The organism is Leptospira bourretii (assembly GCF_004770145.1).
GTDB classification, from domain to species: Bacteria; Spirochaetota; Leptospiria; order Leptospirales; family Leptospiraceae; genus Leptospira_A; species Leptospira_A bourretii.
The window spans coordinates 366,348-381,539 of sequence record NZ_RQFW01000019.1; the positions used below are offsets into that span (position 1 = coordinate 366,348).

The following is a 15,192-nucleotide window of genomic DNA, read 5'->3' on the forward strand; positions in this document are numbered from 1 at the left end:
TTTGGGTTAACACTTTAGTTAGGTTCCAGGTATTTGATTCCGACTCTTATGAACCAAACAAATCCAACAAAAAACCAAAGAATGGGGATCACAAAGGAAATCAAAAGAAACAATTGCTTTGTGCTCTGAAAATACCATTCCTTAGATTCATATAACCTAAGCCAGGTGATCTGTCCTTTTTGAATCTCTGGATAGTTTAAAATCCATTCTAAAGTAAGTTCTTTTAAATCTTCGGTTTCAGGGAGAACGATTGCAAACTTCGGGATTAAATTTTCATTTTGCCACTGATGAAATCGATATAAGTTATCTTCAATCGCCAAAAATCTAATGCTTTCGTTTGGTTCAGCTTTATTAATCATAGGAATCAAAACAAAATGTTCTGTATGGCTATTGTCTCTCCCCTTTATGTCTTTGGATTTGTGTTGAAATGATTTTGAAACCATCCATTTTGGTTCAAAAACAAACCCCTCTAGTTCTAAACAACATACTCCAGGAACTACTTTGTTTTTTTGAATCAAATCGATGTTTCTTTCTGATAAAAGGATGTATTTTAGAATAGAAATCTCGTCTCGAAAAACCATTTGTGTGGCTAAAATGCAAATGGATGACAACACAATGATCTCTTTCCACTGCCTTGCAAAAAAACATGCCAACAATGTTAAGAACAAAAAAAGAACCATCGCCAAACCGAGAGAAACGTAAAAATCAAAATGAATCCAAAGCGGGAAATAAAAATAAGAACAAAGGCCTAAAATAAAAGAAAGAAAAATTACTTTTAATGGAGGCATTAAGAATTGGTTCTTCATTCGGATATTTCCCTGTAAAAATCTCCAACAAAGAAAATAAAAAACAAGTAGGAAAACTGACTACCGATCGGACTATTTTCAAAATTCTAATGAAAACAAACTGAACAAATCGGTATCAAAACAAACGAGTTTCCAATTGACTTTTATTGCTTAAACCACGATACCTATCTGAATGAAACCCAAAAAACGAACGCTCGTATATGATTTCCTAATCAAATTAGTGAGTTTGGCCAAAGGAACTGTTTTCCATTCCATTGAAGAAAATTTTTCAGGCACAGAAGAACATTTGGAATCACCTTACCCAACCGCTTTACTTTGTAATCATGTTTCCGAAGCCGATGTTGTCTCTCTTTCGATTGTTTATCCAAGGCTAAGTCCCAAAATCAAAATGATCATTCCTGCAAGGGAGGATATTTTGTTACCTGGGTTTTTACAAAAGGAATTTCGCTCAAAGGGATTTTTAAAATGGGTTTTTAAGTTTATCGATGCTACAAAAATCATTCCTTTTTTATTACGTTATATTGGGGCAGCTCCCATTAAACGCCCGTTCCGTGACAATGCAAGAGAACTCATCAAATCAGGAGAACTTCGAGACAAAGTTGACAGCGAATGGACAGACCTTGTTGCTCATATCAAAAAAGGAAGAAACTTGTTTATGTTTCCAGAGGGAACCTACAGCCATGACGGTTTTTTAAACCAAGTCAAACGTGGAGCCTACTACATCAAATCCAAAATTGACAAACTTCATTTTAATAGTTTTACGCTTACTTATGACCACCTTTCCTATCAAAAAACAAAGTTATACATAAAATACGGAAAACCGTTTGAAATTCATAAGGAACTTCCAGCCGACCAAGTAGTGAAATTAGTAGCAGAAAAACTGGGGAAAAACTACACAGTAACACTTGGAAACCTAACATCATTTATCCTATTAAAATTTGGAAAAGAAACAAAAATCAAAAAACACCAATTGATTGAACTCATCCTCAAACTTAAAAAACAAATCGAATCAACGTTTCCTGAAATCACAATTGCTTCCGAATTAAAAAAAGAAACGATTCAAATCCAATTGGAATCTATATTCTCCAAACTAAAAACTATCAAACTCATTGATTGGGAAGAAGAAACCATCCATACCAAAGAGATTCTCTATCATATTCCTAAATCAATACACAATTTAAAAAAATCGAATATAGTGATGTATCATAGAAATCAACTCACAGCCCACCTGCAACATTTAGAGGATGTTTGGAATGGGATCTTTACAAACCAAGGAGCTACAAATGAAACCACTTAAACCCATACGCATTGTTTTGTTATTTTCTTTCTTTTTTGTTGGTTGTGGGACCATCTCACGGGGTTGTGCCAAATATTTTGGTTATGATGAGGTTTGTGTGGACGGAGTCAAATACATTCAATTCACTTCTGGTGCGAGTGTAAAATACAATCCAGATGGAACGATTGCCACTTGCCGCTAAACAAAACAACTAAACTTCGTGATTGGTTCTATTTCTAGTGACTTCCCACAGTAAAATGGAACCGGCACAAGCAACATTGAGGGAATTAACGACTCCTCGCATCGGAATTTTAAGAATCAAATCACAAAGGGATTGTAAGTGAACACTCATCCCTTTGGCCTCATTCCCAAGAATTAATAATACAGGACTTTTGATATTGGTTTTTTCCAAAGATTCTTTTCCAAGAGAATCTGAACCTATCACTTGGAGATTACATCGATCCTTTTCTTTTTTTAAAAACATTTCCAAAGAAGCAACAGATTCTAAAAATACCAACTTGGTATGAAAGATACTGCCTAAACTTGCTCTTAAAACTTTCGGATCATATACATCAATTGAATGTCCGAGAACAAAAACAGTATCCACTTGGAAAGAATCAGCAGACCGAAGAATGGATCCAAAATTTCCCAAATCACTTGGTCTGTCAAAGAGGAGATAAAAAGGATGGTTGGTAGGAATTAGGTTCTGAATCTCCGTGCGTTGAATTTTGGCTGTGACAATGAGTTCTGATGGATTTTCTTTTTCGGAAAGTTCCAAAAAAAGACCAGAGCTCACCTCGAATTGTTTTGCCTTCGAATATTTTTTTAAAACAGATTCGGCCCATAAGGAAAGCTTCACTCCTTCCCTAAATAAAATACGAGTGATTTCCCAACGAGCACCTATCAGCTGTTTAATGCATTCAGTGCCCTCAACAAAAACCTCATTCTCTTGGCTCCGTTTAGACCGGTTGGTCCTAAGAGCCAAAAGAATTTGAAATTCAGCATTCTTAACAGATATTTTGAGAGGGCGGCCCTGAGACATATAGAACTTATATGGTTACAGCAAGCCTTGTCCCTTGGTCGATCGCACGTTTGGCATCAAGTTCTGAAGCTAAGTCTGCACCACCAATCAAATGTACAGGAATCTTTGCTTTTTGTAATGGTTCCAACAAAGAACGATTGGAATCTTGGCCCGCACAAACAACCACTGTATCACAAGGGATCTTTTTTGTTTCTCCTTTCACTTCGATCACAATTCCATCCGCTTCAATGGCTTTGTAAGTGACTCCAGAAATTTGCGTTACCTTTCGATCTTCCAGTGAGGTTTTATGAATCCAACCAGTTGTTTTTCCAAGTGTGGCTCCAAATTTACTATTAGAACGTTTTAACATAGTCACTTCTCTGCCGGAATGTGGTGTGTCCTTTACACTTAGCCCACCATCTTTTGTGATGTTTTGGTTGATCCCCCATTCTTTTAAATAATTTTCTTTGGTTAACTCATGCCCTGCATCAGTTAACATCAAACTCACATCAAATCCAATTCCGCCGGCACCTAAAACAACCGCGCGTTTTCCAACTGGTTTTCCTTTCAGAACCACATCCACATAACTAAGAACATTCGGACCTTCAATTCCTGGAATTTCTGGTATCCTTGGAGTGACACCAGTCGCAAGTACAACTTCCTCAAATCCTTGTTTCAAAAGATCATCTGCAGATACAAAGGTATTTAATTGTACATTCACACCATGTTTTTTTACCATCTCACCAAAGTAACGAATGGTTTCTTTAAATTCCTCTTTTCCTGGAATCCGACGAGCAATGTTTAACTGTCCGCCGAGTTCTTCGTGTGCATCAAACAAGGTCACGGAATGCCCTCTTTCAGCAAGCGTTGTCGAACAGGCCATCCCACCGGGACCTGCTCCCACCACAGCAACCTTTTTGGGTTTGGATGTTTTTTCAATGATTAGTTCTGTTTCATGGCATGCTCTTGGGTTCACCAAACAACTACAGATTTTTCCCTGAAAGATATGATCAAGACATGCTTGGTTACAAGCAATACAAGTATTGATTTCTGACGCTTTGCCTGCAGCTGCTTTGTTAACAAAAAAAGAATCAGCAAGGAAGGGTCTTGCCATAGATACTAAATCGGCATCTCCCGCAGCAAGAACTGATTCGGCAATTTCAGGAGTATTGATTCTGTTCGATGTCACAAGAGGAATGTTTACATGTCCTTTTACTTTTGCAGTCACCCAAGTGAAAGCAGCTCTTGGAACCATCATTGCAATGGTAGGAATTCTTGCTTCATGCCAACCAATCCCAGTATTGATGATAGTAGCCCCTGCTTTTTCAATTTCTTTGGCAAGAATCAAAACTTCGTCAATGTTACCACCATCTTCAACAAGATCTAACATAGACAAACGATAAATGATGATAAAATCAGTTCCCACTCGTTTGCGAACCGCTTTGATGATTTCGATAGGAAACTTGATACGATTTTCAAAACTTCCACCCCAATCATCGGTTCTGGTGTTTGTGCGTTTGGCTATGAATTGGTTGATGAGGTATCCTTCACTTCCCATGATTTCAACTCCATCATAACCAGCTAACTTCGCGAGTTCCGAGCAACGTGCGAAGTCTTCGATGGTTTGATAAATTTCCTCTTCTGTTAATGGATGAGGTTTGAACATATTGATTGGTGCACGTAGATTGGATGCTCCCACTATTTTATCATGGTATCCATAGCGACCAGTGTGAAGGATTTGCATGGCAATTTTTCCACCTTCTTTATGCACCGCATCTGTCACCACTCGGTGGTGTTTGGCTTCTTCTTCTGTATCCATCACACCACCACCACGGGACACTCTCCCCGCTTCGTTAGGAGCAATTCCTCCTGTCACAATGAGTGCCACACCACCCTTCGCTCGTTCACCATAAAAAGCGGCCATTCGTTCATAACCGTTCGGAGCTTCCTCGAGACCGGTATGCATGGAACCCATAATGGTTCTATTTCGTAATGTAGTGAACCCTAGAGACAAAGGGGACAAAAGATTGGGATAAGATGTCATATGCTACAAGAATAGAAAATGGAAGATTTTGGCAAGATTTACTTGCAATCCAATTGAGAACCGGTATAACAATCCCCGTGGCAATTGTGACTGAGAATAAAAATAAAAAAAATGCGATTCTATTCGTAGATGATGAATCCATAATATTAATGAGTATGAAGTCGCAGGTAAAACAACATTTTGGGGAACAATTCAAATACCTAACTGCAGACAGTGCCATAGAAGCTTGGGAGATTTTAAAAGAATTAGAGGAAGAAGGAAAATCTGTTTCGGTGATCATTTCTGACTGGTCTATGCCAGGCATGAATGGAGATGAATTTTTAAGGAAAGTACATAAATCTTATCCAAACATCGAAAAAGTAATCATCACGGGATTTGCAGACCAAAAATCCGTAGAAAATTTAAATTCAGAAATTGGCCCTATTACTTGTTTGAAAAAACCTTGGGATGAAGAGGAACTCATCACCACAATCACACAGGCCATTCACGACTGACTTTGTTTCGGAAGATAAATATAAAAAATCGTTTCCCCTGGCACAGATGAAAGATCGATCCTTCCCCCATGCCTTTTGACAATTTTATTGACGATATCGAGTCCAAGTCCACTCCCTTCCCCCGGAGCTTTGGTGGTAAAAAATGGCTCAAAAATTTTTCCTTGGATCTCTTTTGGGATCCCGGGACCAGAATCCTTCAGGGATACTAAAATTTCTCCTCCCTGGTCTTTCACTGCAATCTCCAAATTGCCAACAAAGGACATGGCCTGCAAAGAATTGTAAATCAAATTGGTCCAAACATGCAACAAGTCATCCGGATAACAATCAATTGGCGCTACCGGATCAAAATCTTTTTTTAAATTGATTCCACGTTTTAATTGGTTTTGGTAAATGGTCAGGACAGTTTCTATGGTTTCAGGAATGGACGCTTTGTTTTTTTTACCCGTGGCATCAAACCTAGAAAAATTCTTTAAGGCATACATAATTTTGGAAATACGATCCACTGCCAGTTGGATGGAGCGAGTGTTCCTACGGAATTGGATTTCCAAAGATAAATAATCTAAAAACACTTTAATATAATGCGATTTAAATAAAGGCAGATAACTCGGATCTATTTCTCCAATTCCTAACTCGACCCAGGCTTCGGAAAATTCTTCCGCACATCCCAAATCAAACCCATGGGCCAAAAAAATTTCTTTATTTTTCTTTTTTCTGAGTCGTTCTTCTTTGCCGGTATAAAATTCAATTGGTTGGTCTAAATTAGCCAAGATGGTTTTTACAATTTTTTGTTCCGGCAAAGGAACTGATAAAATTGCTTCACGAAAAAGTTGCGAGGCAACGCCATATTTTTTTTGCCAATCCAACATATTTTGGTTCGAGGCCTTAACAGCACCGATCGGATTATTGATTTCATGGGCAATCCCTGCTATCAATTGTCCAAGGGCTGCTAACTTTTCCGATTGGATCAATTGGTCTTGGGTTCGTTTGAGATTTTCAAGTGCTAACTCCAATTCCAATTTTTGTTTTTCAATGAGTTTGTTTTTATCTCGAATCTCTGAATTGATCAGACGTAACTCTTCCACCTCTTTTAATGGACTTAAATCGAAAATACTATAGGCAATTGAGTTTGTCTCTTTGTATAAAAATCGTTTTAGAGAAACTAGTGCTGGGAATAAATCACCATTTTTCTTTTTACAAACAATTTCCAAAGACTCTGTTGTAAAGTTTGCGATTGTATTTCGAATTTTGCGAAGTGACTCGGTTGTCAAAAGATTTTTTACTTTAAGATAGGGAATTTCAGTTAGGTCGTATCCAAACAAACGTTGGAATGCAAAATTAGAATCTTTTACATTCAATCCATTCTCATCAAAGATCAAAAATGCCTCTGTAGAAAATTGATAAAAAGCTTCAAACCGTTCATCCGATTTACGAAGAGCTTCTTCGCTTAGTTTTGTCTCTGTGATATCTAAAACTGTTCCTTGTAGGATCTTCGCTTCCCCTTCTTTGTTACGGGTGAGTTTACCAATCGCTTCGATCCAATGTAATTTTCCATCTGGGTGATTGATACGGTTTCTGATTCTGTAAGCAGAACGATTTAAATCTTCCATCAGAAGTGTTGTTTCTTTTGACAATAACTCCAAATCATCTTTGAATGTGAGTTCTAAAAATTTTTCGACAGTCACTTCAAAGTTTTGACCAGGAAATCCGTAAATACTATAGGTTTGTGGCGACCAATAAATCGTCCTCGTTTGGATATCCCAACTCCAGATTCCCATTTTTGCGGCATCAAGTGCCATTACCAAGCGAGACTCTGATTCTTTTAAGGCTATATTTGCTTCTTTTTGTTTGGTTCTGTCAATCATCGCACCAAACATTCGATAGGCGTCACCTTTCTCATTATAGAGAAAAATTCCATTGTCTTCTATATAAATATAAATTCCAGATTTGATTCGATAACGATATTCTATCGTAAACTTTTGGTGTTTTGCCAAAGCATCGTCGAACGCCTCAAGAGTGAGCTCTCTGTCATCGGGATGGATTGCATCGACCCATTCTTTATAACCCACTTTTTGGTATTCTTCTTCTGAATAACCTGTGATTTCTTGGATGGCCCCTCCCCAATGATTTTCCCCTGAGCCAATATCCAAATCATATACCATACTTAACGAAAGTTCGGTGATTGTTCTGTATTTTATTTCATTAGATTCTAAAGCTTTTTGTTTGAGAACATTTTCCGTAATGTCTGTGATGAGAAAAACAAGGAAAGTAAGTTCACCGTCTTTTCCAAAAACAGGAGAACCATTGATCGATAGGTATTTTTTATTCCCGCGAGAATCTTCTATTGCATGGCGAATGTCTGTGACTGGTTTTTTTGTTTTTAAAACGATATTAAAAGGTTGGTCTTCTTCCCTCCAAGGCCCACCGTCCAAAGAAGAATTTTTCCATTCAGGAGCATCGTAGGTCCTTGCTAAAATGTCATTGAGTTTGATCCCAAGAACAGACTCGGAAGCAGGGTTTGCATACCGAATCTGGCCCAATGGATTGAGTACCATCATGGCTGTGGAACTGACATTCATTATGGTTGTCAAAAGCTCGGCTTCGACAAACTTTTCATCTTCAGAAAGACGACGTTCTACTGGTTTCCCTCTTTTTTTTGTCTCTCCCTTTCCTTGCGTAGATTCCACTTCCCAATAGACTTATTTTTTTAAAGAAACTAGTTTAGAAGCTTCGATTTTTTGGTAAATTGGAAGAATGAAAAACAAAAACCGATCCAGAATTTGGATGAAACGGAAGAGAAAGGATGGATACACTTCTTTTGCATTCGATTCAATCCCTTTCACTACTTTTTTGGCTACTGTTTCTGGAGACTGGCTTGGAAACGGAACCGGTACTTTTTTCCCAGCGGCATCAAAGAACTGCGTTCTAGTAGCAATGGGATAGACAACCATCACACGATTTCCAGGCTTCAATTCAAACCGGAAGGCATCGATAAACGAACGAACTGCTGCTTTTGTCGATGAATACAATGCATAACCGGGCAAAGACAAATGGCTCATGGCAGAGGCAGTGACTACAAAAAGAAATGGTTCTTTTCTAGTTTGGTTCAGTGCAATCAAACAATAAAAAGGAGAGAAGACATTGGTTGAGTAAATCCTTTCAATTCGATCCCAATCAGCATTCGGAATGACTTCATAATAAGCAAAACCTGCGTTTGCATAAAAAATATCGATTCCACCTAGTTTTTTGTCTGCATCTTTTAATAATTTGTCCAAATTCTCTTTTTTGGATACATCGCATTTATAAGGAATGACATTGGGATGTGTTAGGATGTTCTTTTCGTTTAAGTCGCAAGCAAGGACCTTAACTCCTTCATACTTTAACACTTGCAACATGGTTTCTTTTCCGATTCCGGAACCTGCGCCGGTAATCACGATTCTTTTATTTTTTAGTTCCATGGGCGAAACCTAAACCGAAGAGATTTCAAATAAAGTCCTTTTTAATAAGACATCTAACTTTTTTTGGAATGATTCCATAAAATATCTTTACTGTGTTTTTCTTTAGCGATACTCTTTGTTTCCCTGAGGAATCCGTATGAGCATGTTTTTTGATCGTATTTTCAAGTTCTTCTATAAATATATTTCCTATAGCTTTGCCATTGTTATTTTCTCTCTCCAAGGTGCCTTTTTCGGAGCTTTTTATGCCTATTTTTTTGGATCTGCCTTAATCCCCGAATTCACTGTAGAAAATCATCCAGAAGTGGTTTTGGTATTTGTGATCACCACAGCCATCGCAGCTCTCGGCCATAGCATCGAGTTTGGAATTTTAACACCTATCGGGTATTTGGGCCTTCGTACTGATACTAAAAAACTGAATGCCAATCTTAAACCCAACGAAACCATCCGGCACAAAGATATTTTGGAATTAGAAAACCTTCTCAATGCCATCATTGATTTTCCAAAAGAAAATATGTATGCCGCCCTAAGATACGCTTCTTTTGTTTTTATCTCTGTATCTTTCACTTATATTTTTTATCATTATCCACTTTATGAATTGGCTTTAATTCTGATTGGTTGGCTTGCAGCCGTATTTGTATACGGAGGTTTTTCCTATATCATTTCCGATTATTTTACCGGAGCCAAACGAGTGGAGATAAAAAAAATACTCTCTTATCGGGATGTTACCATTCACAAAAACCACGGGATCATGAGTTTAAAAGGAAAGTTTATTTTCCTTCTCATCCTCATCTTACTTTCGTTATCCGTATTAGCAGTTTTTATATCCTTTGAAAATGCAAGTCTAATCAAAATTTTTGCCTTCATTACCATGACGTTTTTCGAAGCGGTTATTTTAATTTTTATGTTTTTTCAATCTATCAACTTAACTTTAGAACAAATTAATGAATCAGCAAATAGTTTAGCAAGTGGCGGAAGGGGTGCCCTTCCAATCCTTTCCATTGACAAAGAGTTCATTCGATTTGCTGAAAACTTTGAAAAAGCAACCAGGGAAGTGGGAAGGATTAGAGAAAACTTAACCGAATTAGTAGAAGCAAAAACTTCAGAACTTCGAAACAGTTTGGAAACCGTTGAAACATTGAAAAAACAACAAGATGGAGATTATTTCCTTACTTCATTACTCATCAAACCACTCAGCTTAAACAAAACTCTTGGTTCCAATGTCAAAACCGATTTTTTGATCAAACAAAAGAAAACCTTCACTTTCCATGGAAGGGAAAATGAAATCGGTGGCGATATTTGTATCACAAGAACCGTTCCTTTGCGCGGAAAAGATTACACTTTTTTTCTAAATGCGGATGCCATGGGCAAATCGTTACAAGGTGCAGGTGGAGTCCTTGTACTCGGAGCAGCAGTACAATCCATTTTGGAGCGTTCTTTTGCAGTACAATCGATCAAATCTCAATATGCAGAACGATGGATAAAAAATGCGTACCAAGAACTCCACCATATATTCGAAAGTTTCGACTGTTCCATGTTAGTTTCTATGGTCATGGGCCTCATTGACGATGAAACTGGCCTTATGTATTATCTGAATGCCGAACATCCCTGGTCAGTTCTGTACAGGAACCAAAAGGCAGAATTCATTAAAAATAACTCTGAACTAAGAAAATTAGGAACCCCAGTCAAAGAAAACTCCTTGGAAATAACCACCTTACAACTGCAACCTGGTGACATTGTCATTTTAGGTTCCGATGGTCGAGACGATATTGAATTTGATACGCAAACGGAATATAGAAAAATCAATCATGATGAAGAACTTTTTTTACACCATGTCGAAAAAGGAGGCGGAAACTTAAAACCAATTTACCAATCCATTTTGGAAATGGGAGAACTCACAGACGACTTAAGTTTAATGAGAATTTCTTTTAAAGAACACCAAACTCTTCCACCGAGATCCATTCGAAAGGAATCTTACGATCTGATGCGAAAGGCAAGAAACCATATTAAAGAAAACCAATTGGATCAAGCAAAAGATAGTTTAATCGAAGCCAACAGAATCAATCCAGAAAACCAAGAAATCACAAGAGCCCTCATTCGTCTTTTGGTTCGAATGAAAGAATACAAACTCGCAGCTGAAAAATGTAATACATACATCGAAGAATTTCCGGGAGACACGGATTTAATTTATCTCGCATCTTTCACTTACAAACAAACAAAAGAATATGGTAAGGCAATTGATATGGGAGAAAGGATTCGGTTGCGAAATCCGGGACATTTATCCAACCTTTTGCGACTTGTGCAACTTTACCTTCTTGTGGGTAACCTGCCCAAAGCAGAAAAAACCTTGGGCCTTGCTTCCTTTTTAACAGCAGATTCCAAACGAGTTGATAGCTTAAGGACAGAAATTGAGGGTTTTCGGAAGAAAAATGTTGATTAAATTGAATCAATGTTAGAGGGTCGGTCATCTCTCTCATTCATTGAATTTATGACACATTTTTGCCTGAGAATCCTATGTTTTTTTACTCTTGTTTCTATGTCATTTTCATGCCAAGAGACACACTTTAACAACCTCTGCGATCCTAAGTCAAAAGATTATCTGGAAAGTTTAGTCATACGATTCATCAATTTTGATGAAACTTCTCATTGCGGAGTGGTTTTAGAAGTCCTTCCTCCCAGCTATTTGATTTGTCCCGCACTCATCCCCAAACCCAACGAAACTTTCTTTACCGAAAATTTTGAAACTGATGGAAACCGTCTGAGTTTTTCGGCAAACCCCGCTTTGCCCATTGGAATTTCTTTTTCTCCATTTTCAAATTCGATCCAAGGTATCTACTCAGGATGGAAAGCAAACAGACAAACCTTTACCATCACAGCCACAAATCCCAAAGGGAGTGCCAGTTGTACATACAACCCAGCTTGGATGGGAAAACTCCCATTTAAGACAAAACAAACCAATTGTTATGATGGGAATGTACCTACCCCCTTCATCGATCCTAGTTGTGCCATCATTCCCGGTCAAGATGGACAAACACAAAAAGGAATACCGCAAGTGTTTATCGGCCCATCCCTCGTTGCGGGAGAAGAAATTACGACTGACCAAACCACCGGCCTTGTTTGGACAAGTTGCCAAAGGGGGAAAACAGGGATCGGATGTACTTCTGTTGGTGGGACCGATTTTACCTTTGCAACCGCCCAAGCGGACTGTGCAGGACTCAATGCTGGATCAGGGTTTGCCAATCGAACAGACTGGAGAGTTCCTGAAATGGAGGAATACATTAGTACATTTGATTATTCGCTTGCGAATCCCTCCATCAACCAAACTTATTTTCCTCAATCTGATAGTTGGAATTATAAAACAAATACCAGTTACGCTCCTGGGGTAGGCGCTTATTACCCCACTTTCATTGACTCTGGGATTGGCGGAGGGGGTTATGGTGATCCGCATCGTTTGCGTTGTGTATCCAATGGAACCCAACCAAAAAACAAACGACTACAAAACAATAACGATGGAACCATTCTTGATCTTGATACCTCTCTTGTTTGGCAAAGGTGTAGTGCCGGCCAAACAAATCTCACCACTTGCTCGGGAGGAACAGACCTCGTCATCGATTGGTTTGGTGCCATTAGTTATTGCCAAGGATTGAACTTAGCGGGAAGAACTTGGCGACTTCCGAATGTCAGTGAACTAAGAAGTTTACTCGATTATTACCTTACGTATGGATACCCAGGATTTGACCCAATCTACTTTCCAAACACTGCTACCGCAGTTGCCCCTGCTGTAGCAAACTACTGGACTTCGACAACAAGTATATTAAACACCGAAAATGCATTTGTCGTAAATTTTCAATTTTCTGGTGGTGGGGGTGACGTAAAAACAAACAATGCCGACAATCATATTCGTTGTGTTTCTGATTTTTAAGGTTTGGCGAAATCAAACAAAAATAGAAAGGTAACATCACAGTTCGAAATGTTGCAGCAGTTCCCCTATCACTTCTTCCTTTTATTTTTCCTCTTTGAATGTACCACCATTGGTTTTCATGAAAAAAAAGTCAGGGAGGGAATGGTCTTTGGGGAAGAAAGTCAGTTTCGAGTTTGCCTTATCACAGAGCCAGACATCACAAAAAAAGAAATCTCCGAATTATTTGCAGCATGGAATGAAGAACTTTCATTTTATCAACTGAAAGCCTTACCAGTCGAATTGGCCGTGATGGAAAGACCTGGATTTTGGGGAACAGACATTCTTGGTTATTTAATGGAACACCAACTAACAAAAGATTGTGACAGACTCCTCTATTTAAAAGGAAGGACTTGGGGAGATATAGTTTTTGAAGTTTTGACTCTCGGAATTTTTGTAGGAGTGGGATTAAAACTAGAAGTTCAAGGAGCAGTGGAAGGCCAAACCAACACCAGAGGTTATATCAAAGCAAAATACACTTCCACCATACAAATGTTATTTACTAGTCCAAAATCCACTCTCATCCACGAAGGATATCATTTACTCGGATGTGGCCACCAACTCTTTATGAAAGAATGTTATGAAAAAATTCGTGATGTAAAACTACTCCTTACTGATCCTAACCGTGATCCCAATTTTTTTCCTGTCATCACCACACGCGGAAAAAAAATTCTATCGAGGGACAAGTTCTTAATTCGCTTAAGAGAAGATTAATTCAAAATTCTGGCTTATGGCTTACCTTCGGACTCATCCGCATATCCCAACTCCCTTTCTGGCTTGCTAGTTTGAACAAAGTTTCCATACCATACAAATTAAAATCATTTATGAACCGCTACTTCTTGATCTCGTTTTTCGTCTTTACTTTCCTGCTTTCTTGTACTGAACCAAAGGCAGACAACCCTTGCGATGCGGACGACAGCTTTTTTCTACCCAATATTCTCTACAGGCTGATCATAAAAGACAAAAGTAATCAATGTGGTTACCGAGTGTTTCCCAAACTTCCCGCATGCCAATTGGAATACGAAGAAACCCATTTAGCAGAAAATTGGCCACAGGTCAAAGCCGAGATGGAAACTCAATTTTCCCTTGGTTCCTTCGGCCCAGAAACCCTATTCCAATACAGACCAGAAACAGTTGCTTCTGTTACTGGAAATGGTACAACAGCTTTTCAAGGTGCACTCAATGCGCCGAATGGAGAGGTTTATTTTCTGCCTTATGACTCAAATATGTTTTTATCAATCAATCCGTTTTCTAAAACTTATAAGGACGTTGGAGCATCCGCCGGTGGGGTAGAGTTTATCGGGGGATCGCTCGGACCATCCGGAAAAATTTATTTAGCACCCCATGTTTCCAATTCATTTCTTTCGTTAGACACAACAAAAAACAACCAAAAGACGACAATTGGTAGCCAAATAATGGTTAGTGCTGCTTACAACGGAGCCATGTATGCTCCAAATGGAAAGATCTACTTTGTTCCAAGTTCAGAAACAATCATTCGTTACTACGATACAAATACAGGCACAGTTGGATCGGTGGCAACACCCACATCAGGGGGATTTTCCTCTGCCGTTCTCACACCCCAAGGAAAAATCTATTTTATCCCTTTTACCACGACCACAATGTACATATTGAATATAATGGATGATTCAGTGACAACCCATCCATATGTATTTCCAGGAAGTAATGCTTATATTTCTGGGGTTCTCACTCCGAATGGCAGAATTTACATGATTCCCTATAATAACATCCCTCTGATTTATTTGAACACGGACTCAGGACAAATTGTCACTGTCTCCAATATTCCCGGAGCGACAGGATCAAATATGTTTAATGGAGCAGTGCTTGCACCGAATGGAAAAATCTATCCTGTTCCGAGTGACAATTATTCAAACTTTATCTCAATTGATACCAAAGACCATACGTTCGCTACCCTCTTCCCCAAAATAGGATCATCTTATCGTGGGGGAGCTCTTGGGCCGAATGGCGAAATTTATTTGGCTCCTCATGGAGCCAATCGTTTTGATGTAATCTTTACCAATTCCACCGGAAAGTTCTGCAATTCCCTACGACTCTCACCTTACTGGAACAAATTATAGGCGGGGAATTTCCAGGGATTTCTGCATTCTCTTCGTCTGATCTTC

General features: G+C 38.6%; 12 protein-coding genes. 7 read left to right on the forward strand and 5 right to left on the reverse strand.

All coding sequences use genetic code 11. The features are described from left to right. Positions 1–14: 14 nt before the first annotated feature. A complete protein-coding gene (locus tag EHQ47_RS16085) occupies positions 15–806 on the reverse strand; it encodes a hypothetical protein (RefSeq protein ID WP_135777567.1) in 792 nt (263 codons plus the stop codon). Between the two features lie 172 nt (positions 807–978). Here EHQ47_RS16085 and EHQ47_RS16090 point away from each other — a divergent pair, with 172 nt between their 5' ends. Together EHQ47_RS16090 and EHQ47_RS16095 are read left to right on the forward strand one after the other, a co-directional pair. Then, the gene (locus tag EHQ47_RS16090) at positions 979–2,103 is read left to right on the forward strand and encodes a lysophospholipid acyltransferase family protein (protein ID WP_135777568.1); all 1,125 of its coding nucleotides are present in this window, start codon (positions 979–981) and stop codon (positions 2,101–2,103) included. Continuing rightward, the gene (locus EHQ47_RS16095) at positions 2,090–2,284 is read left to right on the forward strand and encodes a hypothetical protein (protein WP_004783710.1); all 195 of its coding nucleotides are present in this window, start codon (positions 2,090–2,092) and stop codon (positions 2,282–2,284) included. Before EHQ47_RS16090 ends, EHQ47_RS16095 begins: the two co-directional genes overlap by 14 nt. Before the next feature lie 9 nt (positions 2,285–2,293). On the opposite strand, the gene EHQ47_RS16100 is transcribed toward EHQ47_RS16095, so the two are convergent. Next, positions 2,294–3,124, reverse strand: a complete 831-nt coding sequence (locus EHQ47_RS16100; protein WP_135777569.1) for a TrmH family RNA methyltransferase — start codon at positions 3,122–3,124, stop codon at positions 2,294–2,296. A gap of 7 nt (positions 3,125–3,131) precedes the next feature. Beyond that, a complete protein-coding gene (locus tag EHQ47_RS16105; RefSeq protein ID WP_135777570.1) occupies positions 3,132–5,147 on the reverse strand; it encodes an NADPH-dependent 2,4-dienoyl-CoA reductase in 2,016 nt (671 codons plus the stop codon). A 77-nt stretch (positions 5,148–5,224) separates the two neighbouring features. Here EHQ47_RS16105 and EHQ47_RS16110 point away from each other — a divergent pair, with 77 nt between their 5' ends. Then, complete coding sequence (locus EHQ47_RS16110) at positions 5,225–5,641, forward strand: response regulator (protein ID WP_135748816.1); 417 nt, start codon at positions 5,225–5,227, stop codon at positions 5,639–5,641. On the opposite strand, the gene EHQ47_RS16115 is transcribed toward EHQ47_RS16110, so the two are convergent. Next, positions 5,632–8,217 carry a PAS domain S-box protein gene (locus tag EHQ47_RS16115; RefSeq protein WP_425269586.1) on the reverse strand — a complete coding sequence of 862 codons (2,586 nt, stop codon included), beginning with the start codon at positions 8,215–8,217 and terminating at the stop codon, positions 5,632–5,634. The genes EHQ47_RS16110 and EHQ47_RS16115 overlap by 10 nt on opposite strands. A 120-nt stretch (positions 8,218–8,337) precedes the next feature. Further along, positions 8,338–9,096: an SDR family NAD(P)-dependent oxidoreductase gene (locus tag EHQ47_RS16120; RefSeq protein WP_135748750.1), complete on the reverse strand. Its 759-nt coding sequence runs from the start codon at positions 9,094–9,096 to the stop codon at positions 8,338–8,340. A gap of 136 nt (positions 9,097–9,232) precedes the next feature. Between EHQ47_RS16120 and EHQ47_RS16125 the strand changes: the two genes are divergently transcribed. From EHQ47_RS16125 to EHQ47_RS16140, 4 genes are all read left to right on the forward strand, one after another. Then, positions 9,233–11,533 carry a SpoIIE family protein phosphatase gene (locus tag EHQ47_RS16125; protein ID WP_135748751.1) on the forward strand — a complete coding sequence of 767 codons (2,301 nt, stop codon included), beginning with the start codon at positions 9,233–9,235 and terminating at the stop codon, positions 11,531–11,533. A gap of 48 nt (positions 11,534–11,581) precedes the next feature. Continuing rightward, positions 11,582–13,015: an Lcl C-terminal domain-containing protein gene (locus tag EHQ47_RS16130; RefSeq protein WP_244290384.1), complete on the forward strand. Its 1,434-nt coding sequence runs from the start codon at positions 11,582–11,584 to the stop codon at positions 13,013–13,015. A 141-nt stretch (positions 13,016–13,156) separates the two neighbouring features. After that, positions 13,157–13,765: a hypothetical protein gene (locus EHQ47_RS16135; RefSeq protein WP_244290385.1), complete on the forward strand. Its 609-nt coding sequence runs from the start codon at positions 13,157–13,159 to the stop codon at positions 13,763–13,765. A 110-nt stretch (positions 13,766–13,875) separates the two neighbouring features. Then, complete coding sequence (locus EHQ47_RS16140) at positions 13,876–15,147, forward strand: NHL repeat-containing protein (RefSeq protein ID WP_135748753.1); 1,272 nt, start codon at positions 13,876–13,878, stop codon at positions 15,145–15,147. Positions 15,148–15,192 lie beyond the last annotated feature (45 nt).

Bases quoted from the DNA above. Each gene is read 5' to 3' on its own strand.
- EHQ47_RS16105 (WP_135777570.1), bottom strand. From the start codon at position 5,147: ATGACATCTTATCCCAATCTTTTGTCCCCTTTGTCTCTAGGGTTCACT.
- EHQ47_RS16100 (WP_135777569.1), bottom strand. From the start codon at position 3,124: ATGTCTCAGGGCCGCCCTCTCAAAATATCTGTTAAGAATGCTGAATTT.
- EHQ47_RS16125 (WP_135748751.1), top strand. From the start codon at position 9,233: ATGAGCATGTTTTTTGATCGTATTTTCAAGTTCTTCTATAAATATATT.
- EHQ47_RS16140 (WP_135748753.1), top strand. From the start codon at position 13,876: ATGAACCGCTACTTCTTGATCTCGTTTTTCGTCTTTACTTTCCTGCTT.
- EHQ47_RS16095 (WP_004783710.1), top strand. From the start codon at position 2,090: ATGAAACCACTTAAACCCATACGCATTGTTTTGTTATTTTCTTTCTTT.
- EHQ47_RS16115 (WP_425269586.1), bottom strand. From the start codon at position 8,217: ATGAATGTCAGTTCCACAGCCATGATGGTACTCAATCCATTGGGCCAG.
- EHQ47_RS16135 (WP_244290385.1), top strand. From the start codon at position 13,157: ATGGTCTTTGGGGAAGAAAGTCAGTTTCGAGTTTGCCTTATCACAGAG.
- EHQ47_RS16090 (WP_135777568.1), top strand. From the start codon at position 979: ATGAAACCCAAAAAACGAACGCTCGTATATGATTTCCTAATCAAATTA.
- EHQ47_RS16085 (WP_135777567.1), bottom strand. From the start codon at position 806: ATGAAGAACCAATTCTTAATGCCTCCATTAAAAGTAATTTTTCTTTCT.
- EHQ47_RS16130 (WP_244290384.1), top strand. From the start codon at position 11,582: ATGACACATTTTTGCCTGAGAATCCTATGTTTTTTTACTCTTGTTTCT.
- EHQ47_RS16120 (WP_135748750.1), bottom strand. From the start codon at position 9,096: ATGGAACTAAAAAATAAAAGAATCGTGATTACCGGCGCAGGTTCCGGA.